Below are 21,766 nucleotides of genomic sequence, written 5' to 3' on the forward strand. Positions count from 1 at the left end.
GAATATCAGGACTGGCCCGGATAGGGCGTGCCGTCCTTGCGGGTATATTGAAAACTGTCGCCATCGACGCGGACCATCAGGTCAATATCGGAATAGGTGGCCTCTTCGGTCGGGGTGCGTGTCCCCACGACCAGAAATCGGGCCTCCTCTTGCGAGCGATTGATCAGACAGTGACCATCGGGATCGCCCGCCGGAAAGGCGGCGCAATCACCGGGGCCCATCGGGTGTTCACCATCATCCAGATGCAGCATTAGCTGCCCTGACAGAACCATGACGAATTCGTCCTGGGTCTTGTGCCAGTGGCGCAGTGAACTTTGCGAACCGGGTTGCAGGATGATGATATTGGTCCCGAACTGGGTCAGGCCACCGGCCTCGGACAGGCGCAGCGAAGACCGCCCCTCGACCGCCCCTGCGAATTCCGCAGGATAGGACGAGCCTGTCCGTTCTTCCAGTTGATCCAGGTCGATGATCGGCATCAGACGCGCTCGATGATGGTGGCCGCGCCCATGCCCGATGCGATGCACAGGGTGGCAAGACCGGTTTCCTTGTCGGTGCGCTCCAACTCGTCCAGAAGGGTGCCGATGATGATCGCACCGGTCGCACCCAGCGGGTGGCCCATGGCGATCGAGCCGCCATTGACGTTGATCAGGTCGGGATCGACGTCAAACGCCTGCTGGAACCGCAGAACCACCGAGGCGAACGCCTCGTTCACCTCGAAAAGATCGATGTCCTTGATGTCCATGCCATGGTCGGCCAGGATTTTCTGCGTCACCGGAACCGGCCCGGTCAGCATGATGGTCGGGTCGGTGCCGATCTTGGCAGTCGCCTTGATGCGCGCGCGCGGTTTCAGGCCGTATTTCTCGCCAAATTCCTTGTTGCCGATCAGAACGGCTGCCGCACCGTCCACGATGCCGGACGAGTTGCCCGCGTGGTGGATGTGGTTGATCCGCTCAAGATGCGGGTATTTCATCATGGCGATCTTGTCGAACCCGGGCATGACTTCGCCCATCTGCTGAAAGCTGGGGTTCAGCGCGCCAAGGCTCTGCATGTCGGTCTGCGGGCGCATGTATTCGTCGCGGTCCAGAATGGTCAGCCCGTTCTGATCCTTGACCGTGATCACCGACTTGGCGAACCGGTTATCATCCCATGCCGCCTTGGCGCGGCGCTGGGATTCAACGGCCAGCGCATCGGCCTGATCGCGGGTGAACCCGTATTCGGTGGCGATGATATCGGCCGAAATGCCCTGGGGGACGAAATAACTGTCCATCGCAACGCTCGGGTCCACGGCAATGGCCGCGCCATCGCTGCCCATGGCCACGCGGCCCATCATTTCGACACCGCCCGCGATATAGGCATCCCCTGCGCCGCCCTTGACCTGGTTGGCCGCCAGGTTCACCGCTTCCATGCCGCTGGCACAGAACCGGTTGATCGCCAGTCCCGGAATGCTCTCATCCAGATCCGAGGCGAGTACGGCCGAGCGCGCCAGACAGCCGCCCTGTTCCATCACCTGGGTCACGTTGCCCCAGATCACGTCCTCGACGGCATGACCGTCCAGATTATTGCGCTCCTTGACCGCGTTCAGGGTCAGGGCGGACAGCCGCAACGAGGTCACCTCGTGCAGGCTGCCGTCCTTGCGGCCCTTGCCGCGCGGAGTGCGCAGCGCGTCATAGATATAGGCTTCGGTCATAAGACACGTCCTTTGCTGTCGTTAAGATTGGTGTTCGTTGTTCGTTTAGCTGCAGGGGCTGCAGTCGCAGCCACCGCCATCGCATGGGTTGAGATCGCAGCCGCCCCCGCCGGTGGTGCCTGAACGGCTCGGTCCGGGGCAGCAAAGCCCGAGATCGAGGCACGCATTGTCATACCACCGGTTCTTCCTGCGGCGCTGGTCGCCCTCGTTTTTTTTGTCGCGGCGCGCGTCGCACATTGCATCATAGGCGGCCCGGCAATCGCGAAACCTGCCCCGGATGATTGGCATCGCCGCCCAGAGGCCGTGTTCACGGATCGCGCCTTTGGCAAATCCCGAACATCCCGTGCCGCCATGCGCCACTGAATAGGCGCAGCGATATCCTTTGCGCGGCGAAATCCACCGCTGATAGAGGGCGATCGAATAGAGCGCTGCGCGGGACAACATGAAAGGCTCCTCACCATTCCAAGGGTGGCTCGAGGCTGGACCGCCCCGGAATCTATATCAACACGAAACGTCACGTCGCCCGCCCTTCGCCCTAAGCCCGGTCAGCCGGGCTGCCCGGCATCAGGTCATACGGGTGTTTCCAGCCCGGGGTGTTTTCGATGTTTGACAGCCAGCGGTCGATATTCGGCCACTTGGCGCGATCAAACCCGAAAGGCTCGGGATAGAACAGATACCCGCAGCAGGACAGATCGGCATTGGTCATGCCATCCCCCACAATCCAGTTACGTCCCTCCAGATGCGCATTCAGCGTGGCATAGGCTCCTTTGAGCCGACCCAGCGAAAAGTCGATCACAGCCTGATCGCGGTGCTTCTCCGGCAGGAAATTCATCAGGAACCGGGTCATGCCAGCCTGGCTCGAGAGCTTGTGATTGTCCCACAGCACCCAGCGCAGAACCTCGTATTTTTCCGCCTGCGAGGTGCCGCCGAACTTGCCCGACTTGTCGGTCACATACTGCTGGATCGCGCCCGACTGACTGAGCCGGAAATCGCCATCTTCCAGAATGGGCGCCTCGGCCATCACGTTCTGTTCGCGAAACTCGGGGCTACGGGCAATGCCCGAAAAGAAATCGACAAACACCGGCTCCCAATCCAGGCCGGACAGCTCCAATGCGAGGGCCGCTTTGTAGGAATTCCCGCTTTCGCCGAAACAATGCAACTTGATGGTCATGATCTCAGTGCCCTCCCAAGGCGCTTGTTGTCAGGTTGGTCCGTGGGGGTTTCACACCCCCACACCCCCGTGGAGTTTATTTGGAAAGATGAAGAAGGGTCGTTTCTCTTTGCCTGCCATTAGCCGCAATGATGCCACTCTGGCCCTGCTTTGCAGGCTGGAGAGCTGAGCAAAGTGTAAGGTGAAGCCCCGTTTTTCCGGCCTTGGCAATGTGCCGCGCCGTGAAAACGGGGTGCAGTCTTTGTCTTCACCTTGCCAGGAAAACTCCGGCCGGAGGCACCCGTACCAATCAAATTTCCGTGCCGGTCCAGCCATTCAGAGCGACCTCGAAATCAGTTCTTTCATGATCTCGTTGGTGCCGCCGTAGATGCGCTGAACGCGGGCATCGGCCCACATTTCGCCCACGGCGTATTCCATCATGAATCCGTATCCGCCGTGGAGTTGCAGGCATTCATCGAGAACCTCGCCCTGCGTGTCGGTGCTCCAGTATTTGATCATCGCGGCTTTCTCGACCGTGAGTGCGCCGCGCAGGTGCTCTTCCATACATTCGTTCAGAAAGGCGCGCGCGACCGTGGTCTTGGTCTTGCATTCGGCCAGTTTGAACCGGGTGTTCTGGAACTGGGTCAGCGGCCCGCCAAAGGCCTCACGTTCCTTGCAATAGGCGATGGTGCGTTCCACCGCGCCTTCCATTGCGCCCACCGCGGTGCAGGCGATGGTCAGGCGTTCCTGCGGCAATTGCTGCATCATCTGGTAGAAGCCTTTGCCCTCTTCGCCGCCAAGGACGTTTTCGGGCGGGATTTCGACATTGTCGAAGAACAGCTCGGACGTGTCGGCCGCATGTAGCCCGACCTTTTCCAGGTTGCGCCCCCTCTGAAACCCGTCGGCCTTGTCGGTTTCCACAACCACCAGGGACACGCCCTTGGACCCTTTGGTCGGGTCCGTCTTGGCCGCGACAATGATCAGGTTGGCCATCTGCCCGTTGGAGATAAAGGTTTTCTGCCCCGACAGGCGATAAGCATTGCCGTCGCGGATCGCCTTGGTCTTGATGTTCTGGACGTCCGACCCGGTCGACGGTTCCGTCATCGCCAGCGCGCCGACCAGTTCACCCGTGACCATGCGCGGCAGCCAGCGTTGTTTCTGCTCCTCGCTGCCATAAGCAAGAATATAGTGGGCCACGATAGGGCCATGGATCGCTGTGCCCCAGCTGGCCAGGTTGGCGCGCGCGGCCTCGATCAGGATGGCGGCCTCATGTCCGAAGTCGCCACCCGCGCCGCCGTATTCTTCGGGGATCGACGGGCACAACAGCCCCAGTTTGCCGGCCTGTTGCCATGTCTCGGGGTCCATCTGCCCCTGCTTGCGCCATTTTTCAAACTTGGGTGCCCATTCATTGGTGATGAACTGGGCCGCCATATCCGACAGCATCCTGTGCTCGTCGGTCATCCAGCCGGATGATGCGGCAAATTCGTCTTTCATTGTTTCCCCCCGATATCTGACTCAGCGTTTGCGGTCTTCAAGTTCCGAATTGAACAGGCGCAAACGGTGGCCAAGGTTTTCTTCGTTGATGACGCTGTTGAAGTTTTCGAACAGAAACGACAGCGCTTCGCCCTCGTCCAATCCCGCCTCGGCCGCGAATTTTCGCAGCTTGCGGTATCCGTCCTCGGTCATTGCAACCGGAAAGCGGCGGGTCAGTCGAAAGCGTTTTGGCATGGGTCAACCTCTGTTGTGTGTGTCGCGCGCAGCCTCAGGTGTACCCGGGCTGCGCGCGATGAGCATCAGAAATTTGCCGCTTCAAGGGCCATGACCGTATCCGCACCACTTTGAATGCGCGACAGGTGCATGCCGGTCGCGGACAGACGGCGCGCCATATAGTACCGGCCGGTGGCAATCTTGGTTTCATGGAACGCCGTGTCGGTGGTGCCCGATTTCAGCGCCTCGCTCGACGCCTTGGCCATCTGCGCCCACATCAGACCCAAGCAAACATGTCCGAACATGTGCATGAAGTCATAGGACCCGGCCAGCGCGTTGTTGGGGTTCTTCATGCCTTCGGCCATGAAATACATGCCGGCGGTCTGAAGGTCCTTGGAGGCGGCTTTCAGCGGCTCAAGAAACTCCTTGTCGAATGCATCATCCTGACCTTGGTTGTCCTTGATGTAGGTCTTGACCAGATCAAAGAAGGCCATGACGTATTTGCCGCCATTCTGGGCCAGCTTGCGACCCACCAGGTCCAGCGCCTGAACGCCGTTGGCGCCTTCATAGATCATCGCGATGCGGGCATCGCGGGTGAACTGCGACATGCCCCATTCCTCGATATAGCCATGCCCGCCATAGACCTGCTGGGCCTGAACGGTCATGTCGTATCCCTCGTCGGTCAGGAAACCCTTGATGACCGGGGTCAGCAGCGACACCAGACCATCGGCATCCTCGTCCTTCGCGCGGTGGGCGCGGTCGATCATCATCGCGCCCCAGAGAACAAAGGCGCGCGCGCCTTCGGCAAAGGATTTCTGATCCATCAGGTTGCGGCGGATGTCCGGGTGCACGATCAGCGGATCGGCCGGGCCATCGGGGTTTTTTACGCCGGTCACGTCGCGGCCCTGCAGGCGGTCCTTGGCGTATTCCAGCGCGTTCTGATAGGCGGCATCGGCCTGTGCCAGACCCTGCATGCCGACACCCAGACGAGCCTCGTTCATCATGGTGAACATGGCGCGCATGCCTTTGTGCTCTTCGCCCAGAAGGTATCCGGTCGCCTCGTCATAGTTCATCACACAGGTCGAGTTGCCGTGGATGCCCATTTTCTCTTCGATCTTGCCGCAGGATACGCCGTTGCGCGCGCCGACGCTGCCGTCTTCGTTCACGATGAACTTGGGCACGATAAACAGCGAAACACCCTTGATTCCCTCGGGGCCACCGGGGATCTTGGCCAAAACCAGGTGGATGATGTTGTCGGACATGTCGTGCTCACCGGCCGAGATGAAAATTTTCTGACCCGTCACCTTGTAACTGCCGTTGCCCTGCGGTTCGGCCTTGGTGCGCATCAGGCCCAGGTCGGTGCCGCAATGCGGTTCGGTCAGGTTCATCGTGCCGGTCCATTCACACGACACCATTTTTGGCAGGTACGTATCTTTTTGAGCATCCGTCCCATGCGCCAGAATGGCCGACGCGGCCCCGTGGGTCAGACCCTGATACATGGTAAACGCCTGGTTTGACGCCGAGAACATCTCACCCACGGCGGTGCCCAGAACGTAAGGCATATTCTGCCCGCCATATTCTTCGGGCATGTCGAGACCGGTCCAACCGCCTTCTTTCACCTGCTCGAACGCGTCCTTGAACCCGGTCGGGGTACGCACCACGCCATTTTCCAGAACGCAACCTTCGACGTCGCCAACGGTGTTCAGCGGCGCCAGAACTTCGGAGCTGATCTTGCCGGCCTCTTCAAGGATGGCATTGGTGAAATCCGGTTCCAGCTCGTCATAACCCGGGACATCGGTTTCGGTGATCTTCAGCACGTCGTGCAGGATAAACTGCATGTCCTTGGTCGGTGCGGTATAGCTTGGCATTGAAAAGCTCCCTGACTTTCAGATGGGGTGGTTCGGTGTGTGTCTTGTCCGCACGCTTATTCGGCGGACTTTTTTTCCATGTGGGACGAGGCGATCATCTTGGCGCCCCATTCCAGTTGCTCTTTCAGTTCGGCGATGGCCGCGTTCATTTCGTCGCGCTGCTGTTCCATGTCGGCCAGACGGTTCCGGGCAATCTCATAGGTGCGCTCTAGCTGGGTGTTCTGCTGATCGCCCATGTCATAGAGGTCCAGAAGCTGGCGGATTTCCTCGAGGCTGAAACCAAAGCGCTTGCCGCGCAGGATCAGTTTCAGCCGGGCGCGGTCGCGTTTGGTGAACAGGCGCTTTTGCCCCTCACGAATGGGAAACAACAGTTCTTTGGACTCGTAAAATCGCAAGGTTCGTGCAGTGACGTTAAAGGTGTCGCACATCTCGCGGATAGTCATTACCGTGTCGATCATCGTTTCAACTCATGTTTGTTTGAACCGCACTTACGTGAGGGTCCACGGGGTCAAATACAACGATAGTTGACGTTCACGTAAGCCGAACGTGACGTCATAAGTGAGTTGACGTAACTGTAGGTCACGTCAACGTAGCGTCACGAAATATTTTACGTCGCTCTGGGCAGAAGGCAGGGAGAGGAAACCAGCTAATCAGATGGCCGATGGGCGGTAGCCCTGCGCGCTTTGCAGGGATTCGACGGTTATTCGATCCCTTTGGCTGCGACATCGCGCAGCTGAATCAGGCTTTCCATGGCCTCGTCCAGCTGATCCCGCTGGGCGCGCAATTCGTCAAGCTGGCGATCCGCAAATTCGATGAAGGTTTTCATCTGCGCGACGTTGCCTTCGTTTTCATACATCAACAGCCACTGGCGGATGTCTTCCAACTGAAAGCCGAACTTGCGTCCCCGCATGATCAGCTTCATCCGGGCAATTTCCCGAGGGCCGTAGAAACGCGAACGTCCCTCCCGGTCGGGCTGCAATAGTTCAATATACTCGTAATAGCGCAGGGTACGCGGCGTGACGTCGAATTCCGCGCACATTTCTTTGAATGACAGGCGTGGGTCAGTCATGGGCATCTCTTCATCGTTGACCTGACGGTAAGGCGTTGTTTGACCAAGCGCAACAGCCGGGCTTGCCCTTTGCATGGCGGACTGCTCTTTAGTCGGCAAGGAAAATGCAGGAGCATCACCCAAATGGTGGATAAGGCAAAAATGGCCCAGCAGTTTATTGACGCGCTCCCTTATGCGCGCGAACTGGGTCTGGAGATAACCCTTGTCGAAAACGGGCATGCGGTGATGCATATGCCGTATGACGAACGTTTGATCGGTGACCCCAAGACCGGAGTCATTCATGGCGGTGCCGTTTCCAGCGTCATGGACACCTGCTGTGGCACCGCGGTGATGAGCCATCCAAAGGCCCGCGGCACCACCGCCACCATTGATTTGCGAATCGATTACATGCGCGCGGCCACGCCGGGGCAGACCATCGTGGCCGAAGCCACCTGTTACCACATCACCCGCAACGTGGCCTTTGTGCGGGCCAAGGCCATGGACGACGACACCGAACACCCCGTCGCCACGGCCACGGGGTCGTTCACGGTGGGGGCCGCGTGATGAAACGACCCCGCCCGGAACCCATTCAGGTGATCAAGCAACGCCGCGACGGGGCGCTGAACGCGCTGGTCGAGGGTGTGCCCTATATCCGCTTTCTGAACATCACCTTTGACCGCCGCGGCGATGAGCTGACCGGGATCCTCAACTTCAATGACAAGCTGATCGGTAACCCGATGCTGCCCGCCATCCACGGTGGCGTGACAGCAGCCTTTCTTGAGGTGACCGCCAACATCACATTGAATTGGACGGTCCTGTGGCCCGCAATGGAAAGCGGTGAACTGGATCCGACCGAACTTACCGTCGACCATCTGCCGCGCCCGCCCAAGACCATCGATTTCACGGTCGATTACCTGCGGTCGGGCCTGCCGCGTGACGCATATGCGCGCGCCACGGTGAACCGGTCTGGCCGGCGCTATGCCTCGGTCCGGGTCGAGGCCTGGCAGGACAATCGGGACAAGCTGTTTGCAACCGCAACCGGGCATTTCCTGATGCCTCAGCCCAAGGCCTGATCCCGTGGCCGAGGCCCAGCTGGACCTGACGCACAGGCGCGTGCTGCACATCGCGCTGCCGATTGTTCTGTCCAACGCCACCGTCCCGATCCTCAGCGCCGTCGATGTCGGCGTTGTCGGTCAGATGGGGCAGGCGGCCCCGATTGGCGCCGTGGCCATGGGCGGCATCATCCTGTCCACGCTTTATTGGTTCTTCGGCTTTCTGCGCATGGGTACCGTTGGCCTAGTCGGTCAGGCCGAAGGCGCCGGCGACAGCGCCGAGGTATCGGCCCTTCTGACCCGCGCCTTGCTGATCGCCGGGGCAGGGGGCGCGGTTCTGATCCTGCTGCAATCTCTGCTGTTCTGGGGCGCTTTCGCCCTCTCGCCTGCAACGCCCGAGGTGGAAAGCCTGGCGCGCTCCTACCTGAGTATCCGCATCTGGTCGGCTCCCGCGGCCATTGCCGTTTACGCGCTGACCGGTTGGCTTGTCGCAATGGAGCGCACATCGGGCGTATTCTGGGTTCAGTTGGTGATGAACGGGCTCAACATCCTGCTGGATCTGTGGTTCGTCCTCGGTCTGGGCTGGGGGGTCGAGGGCGTCGCCATCGCCACCGTCATCGCCGAAATCGCGGGCGCGGCGCTGGGGCTCTACCTCTGCCGCTCGGCGTTCGAGCGCCCCGACTGGCGCGACTGGGTGCGCGTTTTCGACCGCGACCGCCTGATCCACATGGCGCTGGTCAATACCGATATCTTGCTGCGCTCGGCCATGCTGATGGCGATCTTCACCTCGTTCGTTTTCCTGAGCGCCGGGTTCGGTGACGTGACACTCGCGGCGAACGAGGTGCTGATGCAGTTCATGTATATCACCGCCTATGCGATGGACGGGTTCGCCTTTGCCGCCGAAACCCTGATTGCGCGCGCCATCGGGCGGCGCGACCCGTCGCGCCTGCGTCGCTCGGTCGTGCTGACCTCGGGCTGGGGGGCGGTGATCTGCGTCGTCACGTCCCTCGCCTTTGCCGTCTTCGGCCCCTGGCTGATCGATGTCATGGCCAAGGATACCGCCGTTCAGGCCGAGGCGCGTATCTACCTGCCCTGGATGGTCGCCGCCCCGCTGGTGGGCGTTGCCGCGTGGATGCTGGACGGGATATTCATCGGCGCCACGCGCAGCCGCGACATGCGCAACATGATGGCGATCAGTTTCGTGATCTACTGCGCCGCCGCTGCCATTCTGCTGCCGCTGATGGACAATCACGGCCTGTGGCTGGCCCTGCTGATTTCTTTCATCGTGCGCGGTATCACGCTGGCCCTGCGGTACCCCGCTCTTGAGGCACAGGCGCACACGGCCTGAGCCCTAGAGAATATCCAAAAGGTTTTCCGGAGGGCGCCCGATGGCGGCGCGCGCACCGTTGATCGCAATGGGCCGTTCGATCAGAATCGGGTTTTCCGCCATCGCCGCGAGCAAGGTGGCATCATCGTCGAATTTGCTCAGCCCCAGTTCCTTGAACCGTGCCTCGCCCGCGCGCATCATCTCCGCAACCGGCGGTTTGCCCAACGCCTCCCAAACGGCGGTCAGTTGCTTTGGCGTCGGCGCATCCTCAAGGTATTTGCGCACCTTCAACTCCGCGCCCTTTTCTTCCAGCAGGGCCAGACCCTGACGGGATTTCGAACATCTCGGGTTGTGCCAATATTCGATCATAACCAGTCCTCACGTTTGCTGCCCACGGCTTCGGCCACATTGGCAAACCCGTCGCGTTCCAGCAACCGGTCCAGTCCTGTGGCGATCTCCTCGACCAGCGACAGGCCCTGATAGATCAGCGCTGAATATATCTGCACCGCCGAGGCCCCCGCGCAAATCTTGGCATAGGCATCTTCGGCCGATGAAATTCCGCCGACGCCGATCAGGGGGATGTCGCCATTTGTCATCTCGCTCAGCCGCGCCAGAACGCGGGTCGATTTTTCGAACAGCGGCACGCCGGACAGGCCACCGGCCTCATCCTTGTCTTTGCTGCGCAGACCGTCGCGCGACAGGGTGGTGTTGGTTGCAATCACCGCATCCACGCCGGTTTCACGCGCCACATCGGCAATGTCCTGAATTTCGGCCATGTTCAGATCTGGCGCGATCTTCAGAAACACCGGGATCGGCCGCGCCATGCCCGCGCGAGTTTCCATCACCCGGTTCAGCAACGCGGCCAGCGCCTCTTTACCCTGCAGATCGCGCAGCTTTTCGGTATTGGGCGAGGACACGTTGACGGTGGCGAAATCGATGAAGGGTCCGCAATGGGCGAGAACGCGGCAATAATCCTCGGCGCGGTCATCGCTGTCCTTGTTGGCGCCGAGGTTGAGACCGATGGGGATGCCCGCAGGTTTTTCGCGAAGGCGGTTCGCGGCGACCTCCATCCCCGGGTTGTTAAAGCCAAAGCGGTTGATGATCGCGCGATCCTGTTTCAGCCGGAAAAGCCGTGGCTTGGGGTTGCCGGGCTGGCGCCGGGGTGTCACAGCACCGACCTCTAGAAACCCAAAGCCGACGCGCGACAGCGGGTCCGTCAGCGTGGCGTTCTTGTCGAACCCGGCAGCAAGGCCAACGGGATTTGGCAGAGAAAGCGAGGCCAGTTCGGTACGCAGGCGCGGCGAGCTTACGGGCCCGCCCTGGGGGCCGAAATTGGCCAGAAGCGCAATATGCGCAAGGCCATGGGCACGCTCGGGGTCCATCCGGTGCATGATGGTAAGGGCGAGGCGTTCCAGAAACGTCATTCCAATCCCTCCGGAAACTGGTGGACGCCATCCACAAGGGGCATGTCGCGCGACCAAAGCACATCCTCCATGCGCAGCACGCGATAGAGATGGGGGAACAACGCCCCGCCGCGTGACGGCTCCCATTTCAGTGCCGCGCCCAGGTTGTCGGCCTCCAGCGCGAGCAACATCAAACCGTCCTCGCCGGCAAAATGCTTTGCGGCGGTTTCAGCCGCCTGGGCCGCGGTGGAAAAATGCACGAACCCATCGGCCAGGTCGACCGGCGCGCCACGGGTTTCGCCGTTTTCTTGCAGTTCGGCCCATTCGTCCGAGCGGAAAATCTTGTATATCAGCATGGCGCGGTGATGCCTTGCACAAGGTTTGGACGCAAGCCAAAACCTGCCGCAACGGCAAGTCGAGAGTCTTTGACAAGAACGCGGAAACCGGCGCACCATCCGGCAGTTTTTCAATCCGGAGTACTGCCATGTTGACCCGATTCCTGACCACGGTTGCGGCCCTCGGCCTGACTGCTGGCGTCGCCTCAGCCGACTATACGCTGACCATTCTGCATACCAACGACTTTCACGCCCGGTTCGAACCGATCAGCAAATATGACAGCGGCTGCAAACCCGAAGACAATACCGAAGGCAAATGTTTCGGCGGTTCCGCCCGCCTTGTAACGGCCATTACTGAGGCCCGGACCCGCACCAACAACGCCATCCTCGTCGATGGCGGCGATCAGTTTCAGGGCACCCTGTTCTATACCTACTACAAAGGCAAACTTGCCGCCGAGATGATGAACAAGATGGGCTATGACGCGATGACCGTGGGCAACCACGAATTCGACGACGGCCCCGAGGTTCTGCGCGGGTTCATGGACGCCGTGAATTTTCCGGTGCTGATGTCCAATGCGGATGTCAGCGGCGAGGAACTTCTTGCCGGGAAACTGGCAAAATCCACCGTCATTGAACGCGGCGGCGAAAAGCTGGGCCTGATCGGCCTGACCCCACCGGACACCGACGAACTGGCCAGCCCCGGGCCCAACGTCATCTTTACCGATCCGGTTCAGGCCGTGCAGGGCGAGGTGGACAAGCTGACTGAAATGGGTGTGAACAAGATCATCGTTCTGTCCCACTCGGGGTATCGCGTCGATCAGCGAGTCGCAGCCGAAACCACGGGCGTTGACGTGATCGTCGGTGGGCATTCCAATACCTACCTGTCCAACACGGCGGAAAATGCCGTCGGCCCTTATCCCACCATGGTGGGCAAAACGGCGATTGTTCAGGCCTATGCCTATGGCAAGTTTCTGGGCGAACTGAACGTCACCTTCGATGACGCAGGCACCCTGACCGAGGCCAAGGGCGAGCCGATCATCATGGACGCTGCCGTGACCGAGGACGACGCCACCGTCGCCCGCATCACCGAGGCCGCCAAACCGCTGGATGAAATCCGCAACACCGTGGTCGCCAAAACCGATCAGCCGATTGGCGGAGATCGCGAGGTCTGCCGCTCGCAGGAATGCACCATGGGGAACCTGATTGCCGATGCCATGCTGGCTCGGGTCAGCGATCAGGGCATTGAAATCGCGATCCAGAACGGCGGCGGCATCCGCGCCTCGATCGACGCGGGGGATGTGACCATGGGCGAGGTTCTAACCGTGCTGCCGTTCCAGAACACGCTGTCGACGTTCCAGGTCACCGGCGCGGTTCTGAAAGAGGCGCTTGAAAACGGGGTAAGCCAGGTCGAAGAGGGCGCAGGCCGCTTCCCTCAGGTCGCCGGGATGAGCTTTGTGTTTGACGCGTCTGCCGAACCGGGCAACCGGATCACCGAAATCATGGTCGGCGGCGCGCCGTTGGATATGGACAAGACCTACGGCGTCGTTTCCAACAATTACGTGCGCAACGGCGGCGACGGGTACAAGATGTTCCGCGATGCGCAAAACGCTTATGACTTTGGCCCCGATCTGGCCGATGTGACGGCGGAATACCTCGCCGAACACGCGCCCTATCAACCCTATACCGACGGGCGCATCGCGCGGAAATAAGTCAGGCTGGAAAACGACAAAAAGGGCCGGGTGATCAGATGCGATCACTCGGCCTTTTTCCATGGCGCGGACACTTTATGGCCATCGACACGCACCTCGTCCGCCTCGTTGTCGAGTACGACCGGGGTATCAAACAGGGTCAGCGTCGGGCGCACGCCAAACCGGCCTTCCATCCAGTTGGCCCAGTCTTCGTTGAACCAGGCTTCGGCGTCTTTGCGGGTGGCAAACTCGTAAACGCCGCCGCCGCCCGCCTCGCAGTTGAGATAGTATTTGCGGCGCAGACCTTTCACCTTGTGAAAAATCTTCGTCGACTCCAGCGATTGTGCGATGACGTCTTCATGCGGACGCTTTGGCCCGTCCAGCGGTATTTGCACTAATGCGATGATCATGGTCTGCGCCTTCCCTGTTTTTGTCGTCATGTCCCAAGGCTATGACAAATCGATGCCGCCCGTCACCCGTTCGCTTTGGCCGCCCCGGACCGGCGCAATTCGTCTGAGGGTCGCTGGCAATCCGACCGTGGAGTTTTGCGCCCGATATCATTAGCGTGGCCCATATGTGTGGACGTTTCGCCGTTACCCTGCCGCCCGATGCGATGGCCCAGTTGTTTGCCGCCCAGCCGTCAAACGAGTTGCCCCACGTGCCCAACTACAATGTCTGCCCGACCAATCAGGTCCATGTGGTGCGACAGGGGGAAACCGGGCGCCGTCTGGTCGGGATGCGGTGGGGGTTCATTCCCCATTGGTACAAAGAGGAAAACGGCGGCCCGCTCCTGATCAACGCCCGCGCCGAAACTCTGGCCGAAAAACCCGCTTTCAAATCCGCTTGCCGCGACCGGCGCGGCCTTGTTGTTGCCGACGGGTTCTATGAATGGACCAAAACCGACGACGGCAAACGCCTGCCGTGGTATTTCCGCCGCCGTGATGGCGCGCCCATTGCCTTTGCCGCCATCTGGCAAAGCTGGGGCACGGAAAATCCCATTGACACCTGTGCCATTATCACCACCGCCGCCAACGCCGCGGCCGCTGCGGTGCATCACCGCATGCCCCTGATCCTTGAACCCGATGACTGGGCGCTGTGGCTGGGTGAGCAGGGCAAAGGGGCCGCGCGGCTGATGCAGCCGGGGGCCGAGGGAATCCTCGAATGGATTCGCGTCGATCCGGCGGTGAATTCCAATCGCGCCAGCGGCGCACAGCTGATCGAGCCGGTTGACGCCGCTTAGCCGCGCCGCTTCAGCGGGGCGCGGCTGCGTTCGTTCGCGGCCATCGTGGCCTTGTCGAGCAGACGCACCAATGTGTCGCGCTCGTCCTCATCCAGACCGGCCAGCATTTCGGATTGGATTGCCTGCACATGGGGCAGGGCGTTTTCATAGAGACCAATGCCCGCGTCCGTCAGGGTGAGCACTTTTGCCCGCCGGTCCGATTGCGAGGTGGACCGCCGCACTAGGCCGCGGGATTCCAACCGGTCGATCACCTTGCCCAAGGTTGCGCGGTCATAGGCCACCAGTCCGGCCACGGTGGCCTGATCGATGTCCGGATTTTCCCGCAAAGCGGCAAGGGCCGCAAATTGTACCGGCGTAAGGGTCAGCCCGGCCTCGCCCATGCGCTCCATGAACAGGGCGGTGGAAATCTGGTTCAGCCGGCGGATCAAATGGCCGGGCATAGCGTAAATTTCCATTGGCAAGCCTGACCTCCCGTCCCGGTAATGTGACACCCTCACCATCCTGAGCAAAATGGGCTCAATTGACAAGTACACTTATGATCTGTGCGCTTATCGGACCATTCGTCTTTCGCTTGCCGATCCGGCGCGCTAGAGGGGGCACATGACACGCGCGTTCACATCGCTGGCCGATCTGTTCGATCACGGGTTTGACACCGTGATCGACGTGCGCAGCCCTGCCGAATTTGCCGAGGACCACATTCCGGGGGCGATCAACCTGCCGGTTCTGGACAATGATCAGCGCGCCGAGGTCGGCACGATCTATGTCCAGCAGAGCCCGTTCCTCGCCCGCAAGATCGGCGCCGCGCTGGTGTTCCGCAATGCCGCCGAACATATCGAAAAACACCTGACCCACCATGATGGCGGCTGGCGTCCTCTGGTCTATTGCTGGCGTGGCGGGCAACGGTCCGGGTCATTTGCGTGGATACTGGGCCAGATCGGATGGCGGGCCGAGACGATCGAAGGCGGGTATCAGACTTATCGCCGCCTTGTGAAACGGATGCTCTACGACGATCCGCTGCCGCACCGGCTGATCGCGCTGGATGGCTACACCGGCACGGCCAAGACCGAACTTCTGCACATGGCCGAGGCGCGCGGCATCCAGATGCTCGACCTTGAGGGGGGCGCGGGGCACCGCGGCTCGCTTTTGGGCAACATGCCGGGCGGACAACCCAGCCAGAAAATGTTCGAATCCCGCCTTGCCGCACGTCTTTGCGCGCTTGATCCCGCCCGCCCGGTTCTGATCGAGGCTGAATCCAGCAAGATCGGCGAGCGCATTCTGCCGCCCAGCCTGTGGGCGGCCCTGAAAAAAGCCCCGCGCATCCAGATCAGCGCCCCGATTTCGGCCCGCGCAGATTACCTTGTGCGCGCCTATGACGATGTGCTGTCGGACACCAAAACCCTTACCCAGAAACTTGGCTATCTGCGCGAATTTCGTGGCCATGCGGTGGTTGATGCCTGGAGCGAGATGATCGCGGTGGGCGACAAGCGCGGGCTGACGCAGGCCCTGATGGAGCAACATTACGACCCGGCCTATGAAAAATCACGCAAGGCGGTTGGCGCCGATGTGGTGGCGCAGGTCGATGTTGACGACCTGGGGGCGGGCGGACTGGAAAAAGCCGCTGATCAAATCGCCGGTCTGGTCGCTCAGATGGGGTCAGCGCCTGCCACGGTAACGTAGGGGACGCCCTCTGTCAGGTCCCCGATCCGTGCCGCCGGATACCCTGCTGCGTGCAATGCCTCGATCAGCCCATCCGCCTCATCCGCCGGGACCGCCGCCAGCAACCCGCCTGCCGTCTGTGGATCAAACAACAGCTTTGTCCGCGCGGTTTCGGAAACCCCCGGGGCCAGGGCGCGGTTTTCGGGATAAAGCGATGACTGCACCCCGGCGTCGGACAGGGCAACCGCCCCCTCCATGACGGGAACGTCGTTCAGGTTCAGTGTCGCGCCCAGGCCCGAGGCCTCACACAGGCCGGTCAAATGCCCAATCAAGCCAAACCCGGTCACATCCGTCATCGCATGCGCTCCGGCCAGAATTCCTGCGGCCGCGCCCTGCGATGTCGTCATCTGCTCATACGCGGCCGCGACATACGCACCATCCGCCTGCGCCTGCATTTCGGCGGCCATCAGCACGCCGCTGCCAATCGGTTTGGTCAGGATCAGCGCATCGCCCGCCTGTCCCCCGGCCAGCGTGATCGGCGCGCTGTCGCAGAGACCTGTCAGCGTGAAGCCGATGGTCAGTTCATCCCCGATTGACGTATGCCCGCCCACGATGTCGGCCCCGGCCTCGCGCATGACGGCGCGTGCGGTCTCCATGATCTCGCTCAGCATGCGGTGCTGTACCCGCTCGGACATGCGCGGCAGGATCAGCGAAACGGTCGCGGCCTGCGGCGCGGCGCCCATGGCCCAGATGTCACCCAACGCATGGTGGGCCGCGATCCGTGTCATCAGCACCGGGTCCAGCGTCAGCGCGCGGAGGTGGTCGGTCGTGATCACCTGCCGCACACCGCCTGTCTGCAACAGCGCTGCGTCGTCGCCGGGCAGGGGTGTTATGTCATCGCGCATCGTCTGTTCGGACACGGCCAGCGCGCCGCGCAAGGCATCGCGCCCGACCTTTGCCCCGCACCCGCCGCACAGGGGTTTGTCGCCCATCGCCGCGTCCAATTCCCGCGTGCGCAGCGCGGGCAGATCGGGTTGCTCCATCGCGGGAAGGTCCCGAAACAGGTTCATGAATTTCTGGTCGATGTGATCCTTCCAACGCCACATCAACGGCCCGCTCAGCGCCAGACCGAACCGTTCCGCCAAGGCGTTTTTGCGCCCGAGCGACACCAGTTTCAGGTAATCCTTTTGCGGCTGATACGCCCGCATGCGCGCCCCGGTCAGGGCGGCGATCAGGTTCTCGTAGAGAAATGGCGCCTCGCGCACCGCATAGACCCCGGCCTTGGGGCGGGGCGCATGGCTCAGATGCGCACAATCGCCCACGGCGAAGACCGCCTTGTCGCTGCTGCGCAGGGTTTCATCGATGGTAATGTACCCGTCTGTCAGATCCAGCCCGGTTTCGGCGATCCAGTCATGGGGCCGTGCGCCTGCCGCCCCGGTCACGAAATCCACGGCGATGTCACCGCCCTCCGCCAGCCGGATTTTGCCCTGTTCCAACGCCGCGATTGCCGTGTTTTCGCGCAGCGTGATACCCAGGCTTTCCATCTGTGCCAGAATACGCTTGCGGCTGGCCTCTCCGGTGGCCGACAGGGCGGTTGCATTGTCGATCAGCGTCACCGCGTCGAAACGCCCCCGTTCGCGCAGGGCATGGGCCATCGCCATGGCCAGTTCGGCCCCTGCCACGCCCGCGCCGATCACCGCGACACGCGCCGGGCCGCTGCCGTCCAGAAAGCTGCGCCAGGCCTGCGCAAAGGCGCCCAGCGGCTTGGCCGGAACGCCGAATTCGGCAAACCCGGGCAGCGAGGGCATTTGCGATGTAATCCCCACATCAACCGAACACAGGTCAAACCCGATCGGCGGGCGCCCCGGTACATGCACCTGCCGCGCGTTCAAATCGATGCCATCCGCCGCGCCAAGGATCACACGCGCCCCGGCAAACCGCGCCAGGCGCACCAGATCGATATCCAGATCGGACCGCCCGTAATGGCCGGCCACATGGCCGGGCAACATCCCCGAATAGGGCGCTGTGGGACCCGGGTTGATGACGGTCAACCGCGCACCGGGCACCGGCGCCATCCCCCATTTGCGCAGCACAAGGGCATGGGTATGCCCGCCGCCAATCAGCACGATATCGTCAGTCAGGGGGTATGAGGCGTTTTTCATAACCGTTTTTTATGTGGTTTTGCGCCCGGCGCAAGGCGCTGCACCACAATGTGACCGCGACAAACACGCTGGTCCAGACGCGCCCCATGCTGATAACAGGAACTGGGGGGCTCTGCGGGCGGTCCTGTGTGACGACCAAAAGGCCAGATGACATGATCTCCAAACTGCTGATTGCCAACCGCGGCGAAATTGCAATCCGGGTGGCGCGTAGCGCGGCGGCCCTGGGGATCGAAACACACGCGATTTTTTCCGGCGATGATGCACCCTCGCTCCATGTGTCCGGTGCGGACGGGGCGACGCAGTTGCCGCTGACGGGGGCGGCGGCCTATCTGGACATTCCCTCGATCATCCGGATTGCGCGCGATGCGGGCTGTGACGCGGTGCACCCCGGATATGGGTTCCTCAGCGAAAATGCCGACTTTGCGGCTGCTTGTGGTGAGGCTGGACTGATCTTCGTTGGCCCCGCGCCCGAAACGTTGCGCGCGCTGGGCGACAAGGTGGCCGCGCGCGATCTTGCGCGCCAGGCCGGTGTGCCGGTGATCGGCGGCTCGGGGCCGCTGGATTCGGCCACGGTGGCGCAGGCCTTTCTTGAGGCCCAGAATGGTGCGCCGATCCTGATCAAGGCGGTGAACGGCGGCGGCGGACGCGGCATGCGCGTCGTGCACAGCGGGGACGATATCGCCAGCGCCCTGGCCCAGGCCCGGGCCGAGGCGCAGGCCGCCTTTGGCGACGGCGCGGTCTATGGCGAACGCTACCTCGACCCGGTACGGCATATCGAGGTGCAGATCATCGGCGACGGCGAAAACGTCACCCACCTGTGGGACCGCGATTGCACCCTGCAGCGGCGCCACCAGAAGATCGTGGAGATCGCGCCTGCGCCCTTTCTCAGCGAAACACTCCGCGCCGCCCTGCTGGACGCGGCAGTGGCGCTGGGCAAGGCTGCCAGGTATCGCGGTCTTGGAACCGTCGAATTTCTTGTTGAGGCAAACGGTGCGTCAGACAGTTTTCATTTCATCGAAATGAACCCGCGCATCCAGGTCGAACACACAATTACCGAGGAAATCACAGGCCTCGATCTTGTTGCTCTGCAACTGAACCTGGCCGGTGGGGCCACGTTGGCCGATCTAGGGTTGGAGAGCACCCCGGCTGCGCCCCAGGGCATCGCCATTCAAGCGCGTATCAATGCCGAAACCATCGGCCCCGACGGTCAGGTCTTGCCCGGCGGCGGCACGCTGAACGCGTTCCAGCAACCCGGCGGGCCGGGGGTGCGCGTCGATACCTATGGCTACCCGGGTTACACCACCAACCCCGGCTTTGACTCGCTTCTGGCAAAGCTCATCGTGCATGACCGCTCGGGCGATCTGTCCGGCGTGCTGGCCCGAACAGTACGCGCCCTGTCCGAATTCCAGATCACCGGAACACCGACCAATACGGACTATCTGCGGGCCCTGCTGGGCCGTCCCGAACTGGCCACGTGGGCGGTTGATGTTACCTCGGTCGATCGCGGCCTTGTCGGGGCCAAGGACATCGCCGCCCTGCCGCCGGCCCGGATCGCGGCCACCCCGGCCGCTGCGCCCGCACCATCGGCCAGCGCCGCCTTGACCCTGCCGCAGGGGGCCGAGGCCCTGTGCGCCCCGATGCAGGGGATGATACATGCCATCAATGCGCAGCCGGGCGACCGGTTTGCCGCGGGGGATGAACTGGTCATCCTCGAGGCGATGAAGATGCAGCACGTGGTGACCGCCCCTGCCGCCGGTACCGTGATCGACGTGCTGAACGCACCGGGCACCGTGGTCAGCGCCGCTGCCCCGTTGCTCAGCTTTGAACCTGATCACACGGCACAAGACAGCGGGGCTGACACCGCACAGCGTGACCTTGACGAAATCCGCCCCGATTTGCAGGCGCTTCAGGATCGTCTGGCCTTTACCCTTGATGAAAACCGCCCCGATGCGGTGGCGCGCCGCCGGTCGCGCGGTCAGCGCACGGCCCGCGAAAACGTCAATGACCTGTGCCGGGGCGGGACCTTTCACGAATATGGCCAACTGGTCGTGGCCGCCCAACGCCGCCGCCGCGACCGCGAGGACCTGATCAAACAATCCCCCGCCGATGGCATCATCACCGGCCTGGGCGAGGTCAACGCCGGTCTGGTGCCGCGCGCCACGGCACAGGTGGCGGTGCTGGCCTATGACGCCAGCGTCATGGCCGGAACCCAGGGCATGTTCGGCCACATGAAAACCGACCGCCTGTTCGAGGTGGCCGAACGCCAGCACCTGCCGATGATCTTCTTTACCGAAGGCGGTGGCGGGCGGCCGGGCGATGTGGATTTCGCAGACATCAAACGCGCGGCGCTCGATATCACCACCTTTCATGCTTTTGCGCGCATGAAGGGGCGCGGGCCGCGCATCACCGTGAATTCGGGGTACTGTTTTGCCGGAAACGCGGCGATTTTCGGGGCGGGCGATATCAAGATCGCCACCCGCAAGTCGTGGATCGGCCTTGGCGGCCCCGCCATGATCGAGGCGGGCGGCCTTGGCACCTTTGATCCCAAGGAGATCGGCCCCGCCCCGGAACAGGCCGAAATCGGCCTTGTCGATATCCTGGTCGAGGACGAGGAACAGGCGACCGAGGCTGCGCGCAAGGCGATGTCTTATTTCCAGGGCAATCTGGTTGACTGGTCCGCCGCAGATCAGCGCGCACTGCGCCATGTAATCCCGGGAAACCGCCTGCGCGCCTATGATGTGCGCAGCGTGATCGGCCTGCTGGCCGACACCGGCAGCTTTCTGGAGCTGGGCCGCGCCCATGCCCCGGGCATCGTCGCGGGGTTCCTCCGGATCGAAGGCCGCCCCATGGGCCTGATCGCCAACAACCCCCATCACCTGGGTGGCGCGCTGGATGCGCCCGCCTCGGCCAAGGCGGCGCGCTTTATCCGTCTGTGTAACCGGTTTTCGCTGCCGGTCCTGTCGCTGTGCGATACGCCCGGCTTCATGGTTGGCCCCGACAGCGAACGCGCGGGCGGGGTGCAGGCGGCCTGTGATCTGCTGGCCGCAGGGGCCGAGATGGAACAGCCGTTATTCTTTGTCTGCCTGCGCAAGGGGTACGGCATCGGCGCGCAGGGCATGGCCGGGGGCAGCTTTGTCGCGCCCGCCTTTACCCTGTCGTGGCCCACCGGCGAATTTGGCCCCATGGGTCTGGAAGGCGCGGTGACACTCGGCTTTAAACGCGAACTTGACGCGGAAACCGACCCGGCGAAACGCCAGGCCCTGTTCGATGATCTGGTCGCCCAATCCTATCGCGAAGGCAGTGCGCTCAACGTTGCCTCGCTGCAGGAGATCGACGCGGTCATCGACCCTATGGACACCCGCGACTGGATTATCAAAGGGCTCGACATCCGGCCCGAACCGACCCGGTAACGACAAGGTTAATACCGCGTGTGCGGATCAGTG

General features: G+C 62.1%; 22 protein-coding genes. 7 read left to right on the forward strand and 15 right to left on the reverse strand.

Going from position 1 to position 21,766, the window contains the following annotated elements; all coding sequences use genetic code 11:
* Window positions 1-5 precede the first annotated feature (5 nt).
* The 9 genes from ACXYMO_RS17785 to ACXYMO_RS17825 all read right to left on the reverse strand — a co-directional run bounded on the left by ACXYMO_RS17785 (window position 6) and on the right by ACXYMO_RS17825 (window position 7,481).
* On the reverse strand, window positions 6-476 hold the full coding sequence (locus tag ACXYMO_RS17785) for a cupin domain-containing protein (protein WP_458880085.1): 471 nt from the start codon (window positions 474-476) through the stop codon (window positions 6-8).
* On the reverse strand, window positions 476-1,687 hold the full coding sequence (locus ACXYMO_RS17790) for an acetyl-CoA C-acetyltransferase (RefSeq protein WP_458880086.1): 1,212 nt from the start codon (window positions 1,685-1,687) through the stop codon (window positions 476-478). Before ACXYMO_RS17790 ends, ACXYMO_RS17785 begins: the two co-directional genes overlap by 1 nt.
* Window positions 1,688-1,732: 45 nt before the next feature.
* Window positions 1,733-2,131: a membrane protein insertion efficiency factor YidD gene (gene yidD, locus ACXYMO_RS17795; RefSeq protein ID WP_458880087.1), complete on the reverse strand. Its 399-nt coding sequence runs from the start codon at window positions 2,129-2,131 to the stop codon at window positions 1,733-1,735.
* Window positions 2,132-2,222: 91 nt separating this feature from the next.
* Window positions 2,223-2,858 carry a glutathione S-transferase family protein gene (locus tag ACXYMO_RS17800; protein ID WP_458880088.1) on the reverse strand — a complete coding sequence of 212 codons (636 nt, stop codon included), beginning with the start codon at window positions 2,856-2,858 and terminating at the stop codon, window positions 2,223-2,225.
* Window positions 2,859-3,173: 315 nt separating this feature from the next.
* Complete coding sequence (locus ACXYMO_RS17805) at window positions 3,174-4,331, reverse strand: acyl-CoA dehydrogenase family protein (protein ID WP_458880089.1); 1,158 nt, start codon at window positions 4,329-4,331, stop codon at window positions 3,174-3,176.
* 21 nt (window positions 4,332-4,352) lie between these two features.
* Window positions 4,353-4,565 (reverse strand): hypothetical protein, encoded by a 213-nt coding sequence (locus ACXYMO_RS17810; RefSeq protein WP_458880090.1) that lies wholly within the window; start codon window positions 4,563-4,565, stop codon window positions 4,353-4,355.
* Window positions 4,566-4,630: 65 nt separating this feature from the next.
* Window positions 4,631-6,412, reverse strand: a complete 1,782-nt coding sequence (locus ACXYMO_RS17815; RefSeq protein WP_458880091.1) for an acyl-CoA dehydrogenase C-terminal domain-containing protein — start codon at window positions 6,410-6,412, stop codon at window positions 4,631-4,633.
* A gap of 56 nt (window positions 6,413-6,468) precedes the next feature.
* A complete protein-coding gene (locus ACXYMO_RS17820; protein ID WP_458880092.1) occupies window positions 6,469-6,870 on the reverse strand; it encodes a MerR family transcriptional regulator in 402 nt (133 codons plus the stop codon).
* Window positions 6,871-7,112: 242 nt separating this feature from the next.
* Window positions 7,113-7,481 carry a MerR family transcriptional regulator gene (locus ACXYMO_RS17825; protein WP_458880093.1) on the reverse strand — a complete coding sequence of 123 codons (369 nt, stop codon included), beginning with the start codon at window positions 7,479-7,481 and terminating at the stop codon, window positions 7,113-7,115.
* 123 nt (window positions 7,482-7,604) lie between these two features.
* Here ACXYMO_RS17825 and ACXYMO_RS17830 point away from each other — a divergent pair, with 123 nt between their 5' ends.
* The 3 genes from ACXYMO_RS17830 to ACXYMO_RS17840 are packed head-to-tail and all read left to right on the forward strand — an operon-like array spanning window position 7,605 to window position 9,860.
* The gene (locus tag ACXYMO_RS17830) at window positions 7,605-8,024 is read left to right on the forward strand and encodes a PaaI family thioesterase (protein ID WP_458880095.1); all 420 of its coding nucleotides are present in this window, start codon (window positions 7,605-7,607) and stop codon (window positions 8,022-8,024) included.
* On the forward strand, window positions 8,024-8,533 hold the full coding sequence (locus ACXYMO_RS17835; protein WP_458880096.1) for a PaaI family thioesterase: 510 nt from the start codon (window positions 8,024-8,026) through the stop codon (window positions 8,531-8,533). Before ACXYMO_RS17830 ends, ACXYMO_RS17835 begins: the two co-directional genes overlap by 1 nt.
* Window positions 8,534-8,537: 4 nt before the next feature.
* Window positions 8,538-9,860 (forward strand): MATE family efflux transporter, encoded by a 1,323-nt coding sequence (locus ACXYMO_RS17840; protein WP_458880097.1) that lies wholly within the window; start codon window positions 8,538-8,540, stop codon window positions 9,858-9,860.
* A 3-nt stretch (window positions 9,861-9,863) separates the two neighbouring features.
* Here the strand turns inward: ACXYMO_RS17840 and arsC are convergent, their stop codons facing one another.
* From arsC to ACXYMO_RS17855, 3 genes are read right to left on the reverse strand one after another with little or no spacing between them, the layout of a single operon-like run.
* Window positions 9,864-10,208: an arsenate reductase (glutaredoxin) gene (gene arsC / locus ACXYMO_RS17845; RefSeq protein ID WP_458880098.1), complete on the reverse strand. Its 345-nt coding sequence runs from the start codon at window positions 10,206-10,208 to the stop codon at window positions 9,864-9,866.
* Complete coding sequence (locus ACXYMO_RS17850; RefSeq protein ID WP_458880099.1) at window positions 10,205-11,263, reverse strand: quinone-dependent dihydroorotate dehydrogenase; 1,059 nt, start codon at window positions 11,261-11,263, stop codon at window positions 10,205-10,207. Before ACXYMO_RS17850 ends, arsC begins: the two co-directional genes overlap by 4 nt.
* The gene (locus ACXYMO_RS17855) at window positions 11,260-11,598 is read right to left on the reverse strand and encodes a DUF952 domain-containing protein (protein ID WP_458880100.1); all 339 of its coding nucleotides are present in this window, start codon (window positions 11,596-11,598) and stop codon (window positions 11,260-11,262) included. Before ACXYMO_RS17855 ends, ACXYMO_RS17850 begins: the two co-directional genes overlap by 4 nt.
* A 128-nt stretch (window positions 11,599-11,726) precedes the next feature.
* Here ACXYMO_RS17855 and ACXYMO_RS17860 point away from each other — a divergent pair, with 128 nt between their 5' ends.
* Window positions 11,727-13,286 (forward strand): bifunctional metallophosphatase/5'-nucleotidase, encoded by a 1,560-nt coding sequence (locus ACXYMO_RS17860; protein ID WP_458880101.1) that lies wholly within the window; start codon window positions 11,727-11,729, stop codon window positions 13,284-13,286.
* Between the two features lie 44 nt (window positions 13,287-13,330).
* Here ACXYMO_RS17860 and ACXYMO_RS17865 read toward each other — a convergent pair whose 3' ends face one another.
* Entirely contained in the window at window positions 13,331-13,675 is a 345-nt protein-coding gene (locus ACXYMO_RS17865; protein WP_458880102.1) for a hypothetical protein, read from the reverse strand.
* Window positions 13,676-13,839: 164 nt separating this feature from the next.
* Here ACXYMO_RS17865 and ACXYMO_RS17870 point away from each other — a divergent pair, with 164 nt between their 5' ends.
* On the forward strand, window positions 13,840-14,505 hold the full coding sequence (locus ACXYMO_RS17870; RefSeq protein WP_458880103.1) for an SOS response-associated peptidase: 666 nt from the start codon (window positions 13,840-13,842) through the stop codon (window positions 14,503-14,505).
* Here ACXYMO_RS17870 and ACXYMO_RS17875 read toward each other — a convergent pair.
* The gene (locus tag ACXYMO_RS17875) at window positions 14,502-14,960 is read right to left on the reverse strand and encodes a MarR family winged helix-turn-helix transcriptional regulator (RefSeq protein ID WP_458880104.1); all 459 of its coding nucleotides are present in this window, start codon (window positions 14,958-14,960) and stop codon (window positions 14,502-14,504) included. The genes ACXYMO_RS17870 and ACXYMO_RS17875 overlap by 4 nt on opposite strands.
* 145 nt (window positions 14,961-15,105) lie before the next feature.
* Between ACXYMO_RS17875 and mnmH the strand changes: the two genes are divergently transcribed.
* Complete coding sequence (gene mnmH / locus ACXYMO_RS17880) at window positions 15,106-16,182, forward strand: tRNA 2-selenouridine(34) synthase MnmH (protein ID WP_458880105.1); 1,077 nt, start codon at window positions 15,106-15,108, stop codon at window positions 16,180-16,182.
* On the opposite strand, the gene selD is transcribed toward mnmH, so the two are convergent.
* The gene (selD, locus tag ACXYMO_RS17885) at window positions 16,149-18,323 is read right to left on the reverse strand and encodes a selenide, water dikinase SelD (RefSeq protein WP_458880106.1); all 2,175 of its coding nucleotides are present in this window, start codon (window positions 18,321-18,323) and stop codon (window positions 16,149-16,151) included. The two genes, mnmH and selD, sit on opposite strands and share 34 nt — an antisense overlap.
* Window positions 18,324-18,475: 152 nt before the next feature.
* Between selD and ACXYMO_RS17890 the strand changes: the two genes are divergently transcribed.
* On the forward strand, window positions 18,476-21,733 hold the full coding sequence (locus ACXYMO_RS17890) for an acetyl-CoA carboxylase family protein (protein WP_458880107.1): 3,258 nt from the start codon (window positions 18,476-18,478) through the stop codon (window positions 21,731-21,733).
* The last annotated feature ends 33 nt before the right edge of the window (window positions 21,734-21,766 follow it).

The organism is Arenibacterium sp. CAU 1754 (assembly GCF_054482635.1).

Coding starts and splice junctions, on each gene's coding strand:
- ACXYMO_RS17785 (WP_458880085.1), bottom strand. CDS start 476: ATGCCGATCATCGACCTGGATCAACTGGAAGAACGGACAGGCTCGTCC.
- ACXYMO_RS17790 (WP_458880086.1), bottom strand. CDS start 1,687: ATGACCGAAGCCTATATCTATGACGCGCTGCGCACTCCGCGCGGCAAG.
- yidD (WP_458880087.1), bottom strand. CDS start 2,131: ATGTTGTCCCGCGCAGCGCTCTATTCGATCGCCCTCTATCAGCGGTGG.
- ACXYMO_RS17800 (WP_458880088.1), bottom strand. CDS start 2,858: ATGACCATCAAGTTGCATTGTTTCGGCGAAAGCGGGAATTCCTACAAA.
- ACXYMO_RS17805 (WP_458880089.1), bottom strand. CDS start 4,331: ATGAAAGACGAATTTGCCGCATCATCCGGCTGGATGACCGACGAGCAC.
- ACXYMO_RS17810 (WP_458880090.1), bottom strand. CDS start 4,565: ATGCCAAAACGCTTTCGACTGACCCGCCGCTTTCCGGTTGCAATGACC.
- ACXYMO_RS17815 (WP_458880091.1), bottom strand. CDS start 6,412: ATGCCAAGCTATACCGCACCGACCAAGGACATGCAGTTTATCCTGCAC.
- ACXYMO_RS17820 (WP_458880092.1), bottom strand. CDS start 6,870: ATGATCGACACGGTAATGACTATCCGCGAGATGTGCGACACCTTTAAC.
- ACXYMO_RS17825 (WP_458880093.1), bottom strand. CDS start 7,481: ATGACTGACCCACGCCTGTCATTCAAAGAAATGTGCGCGGAATTCGAC.
- ACXYMO_RS17830 (WP_458880095.1), top strand. CDS start 7,605: ATGGTGGATAAGGCAAAAATGGCCCAGCAGTTTATTGACGCGCTCCCT.
- ACXYMO_RS17835 (WP_458880096.1), top strand. CDS start 8,024: ATGAAACGACCCCGCCCGGAACCCATTCAGGTGATCAAGCAACGCCGC.
- arsC (WP_458880098.1), bottom strand. CDS start 10,208: ATGATCGAATATTGGCACAACCCGAGATGTTCGAAATCCCGTCAGGGT.
- ACXYMO_RS17850 (WP_458880099.1), bottom strand. CDS start 11,263: ATGACGTTTCTGGAACGCCTCGCCCTTACCATCATGCACCGGATGGAC.
- ACXYMO_RS17855 (WP_458880100.1), bottom strand. CDS start 11,598: ATGCTGATATACAAGATTTTCCGCTCGGACGAATGGGCCGAACTGCAA.
- ACXYMO_RS17860 (WP_458880101.1), top strand. CDS start 11,727: ATGTTGACCCGATTCCTGACCACGGTTGCGGCCCTCGGCCTGACTGCT.
- ACXYMO_RS17865 (WP_458880102.1), bottom strand. CDS start 13,675: ATGATCATCGCATTAGTGCAAATACCGCTGGACGGGCCAAAGCGTCCG.
- ACXYMO_RS17870 (WP_458880103.1), top strand. CDS start 13,840: ATGTGTGGACGTTTCGCCGTTACCCTGCCGCCCGATGCGATGGCCCAG.
- ACXYMO_RS17875 (WP_458880104.1), bottom strand. CDS start 14,960: ATGGAAATTTACGCTATGCCCGGCCATTTGATCCGCCGGCTGAACCAG.
- mnmH (WP_458880105.1), top strand. CDS start 15,106: ATGACACGCGCGTTCACATCGCTGGCCGATCTGTTCGATCACGGGTTT.
- selD (WP_458880106.1), bottom strand. CDS start 18,323: ATGAAAAACGCCTCATACCCCCTGACTGACGATATCGTGCTGATTGGC.
- ACXYMO_RS17890 (WP_458880107.1), top strand. CDS start 18,476: ATGATCTCCAAACTGCTGATTGCCAACCGCGGCGAAATTGCAATCCGG.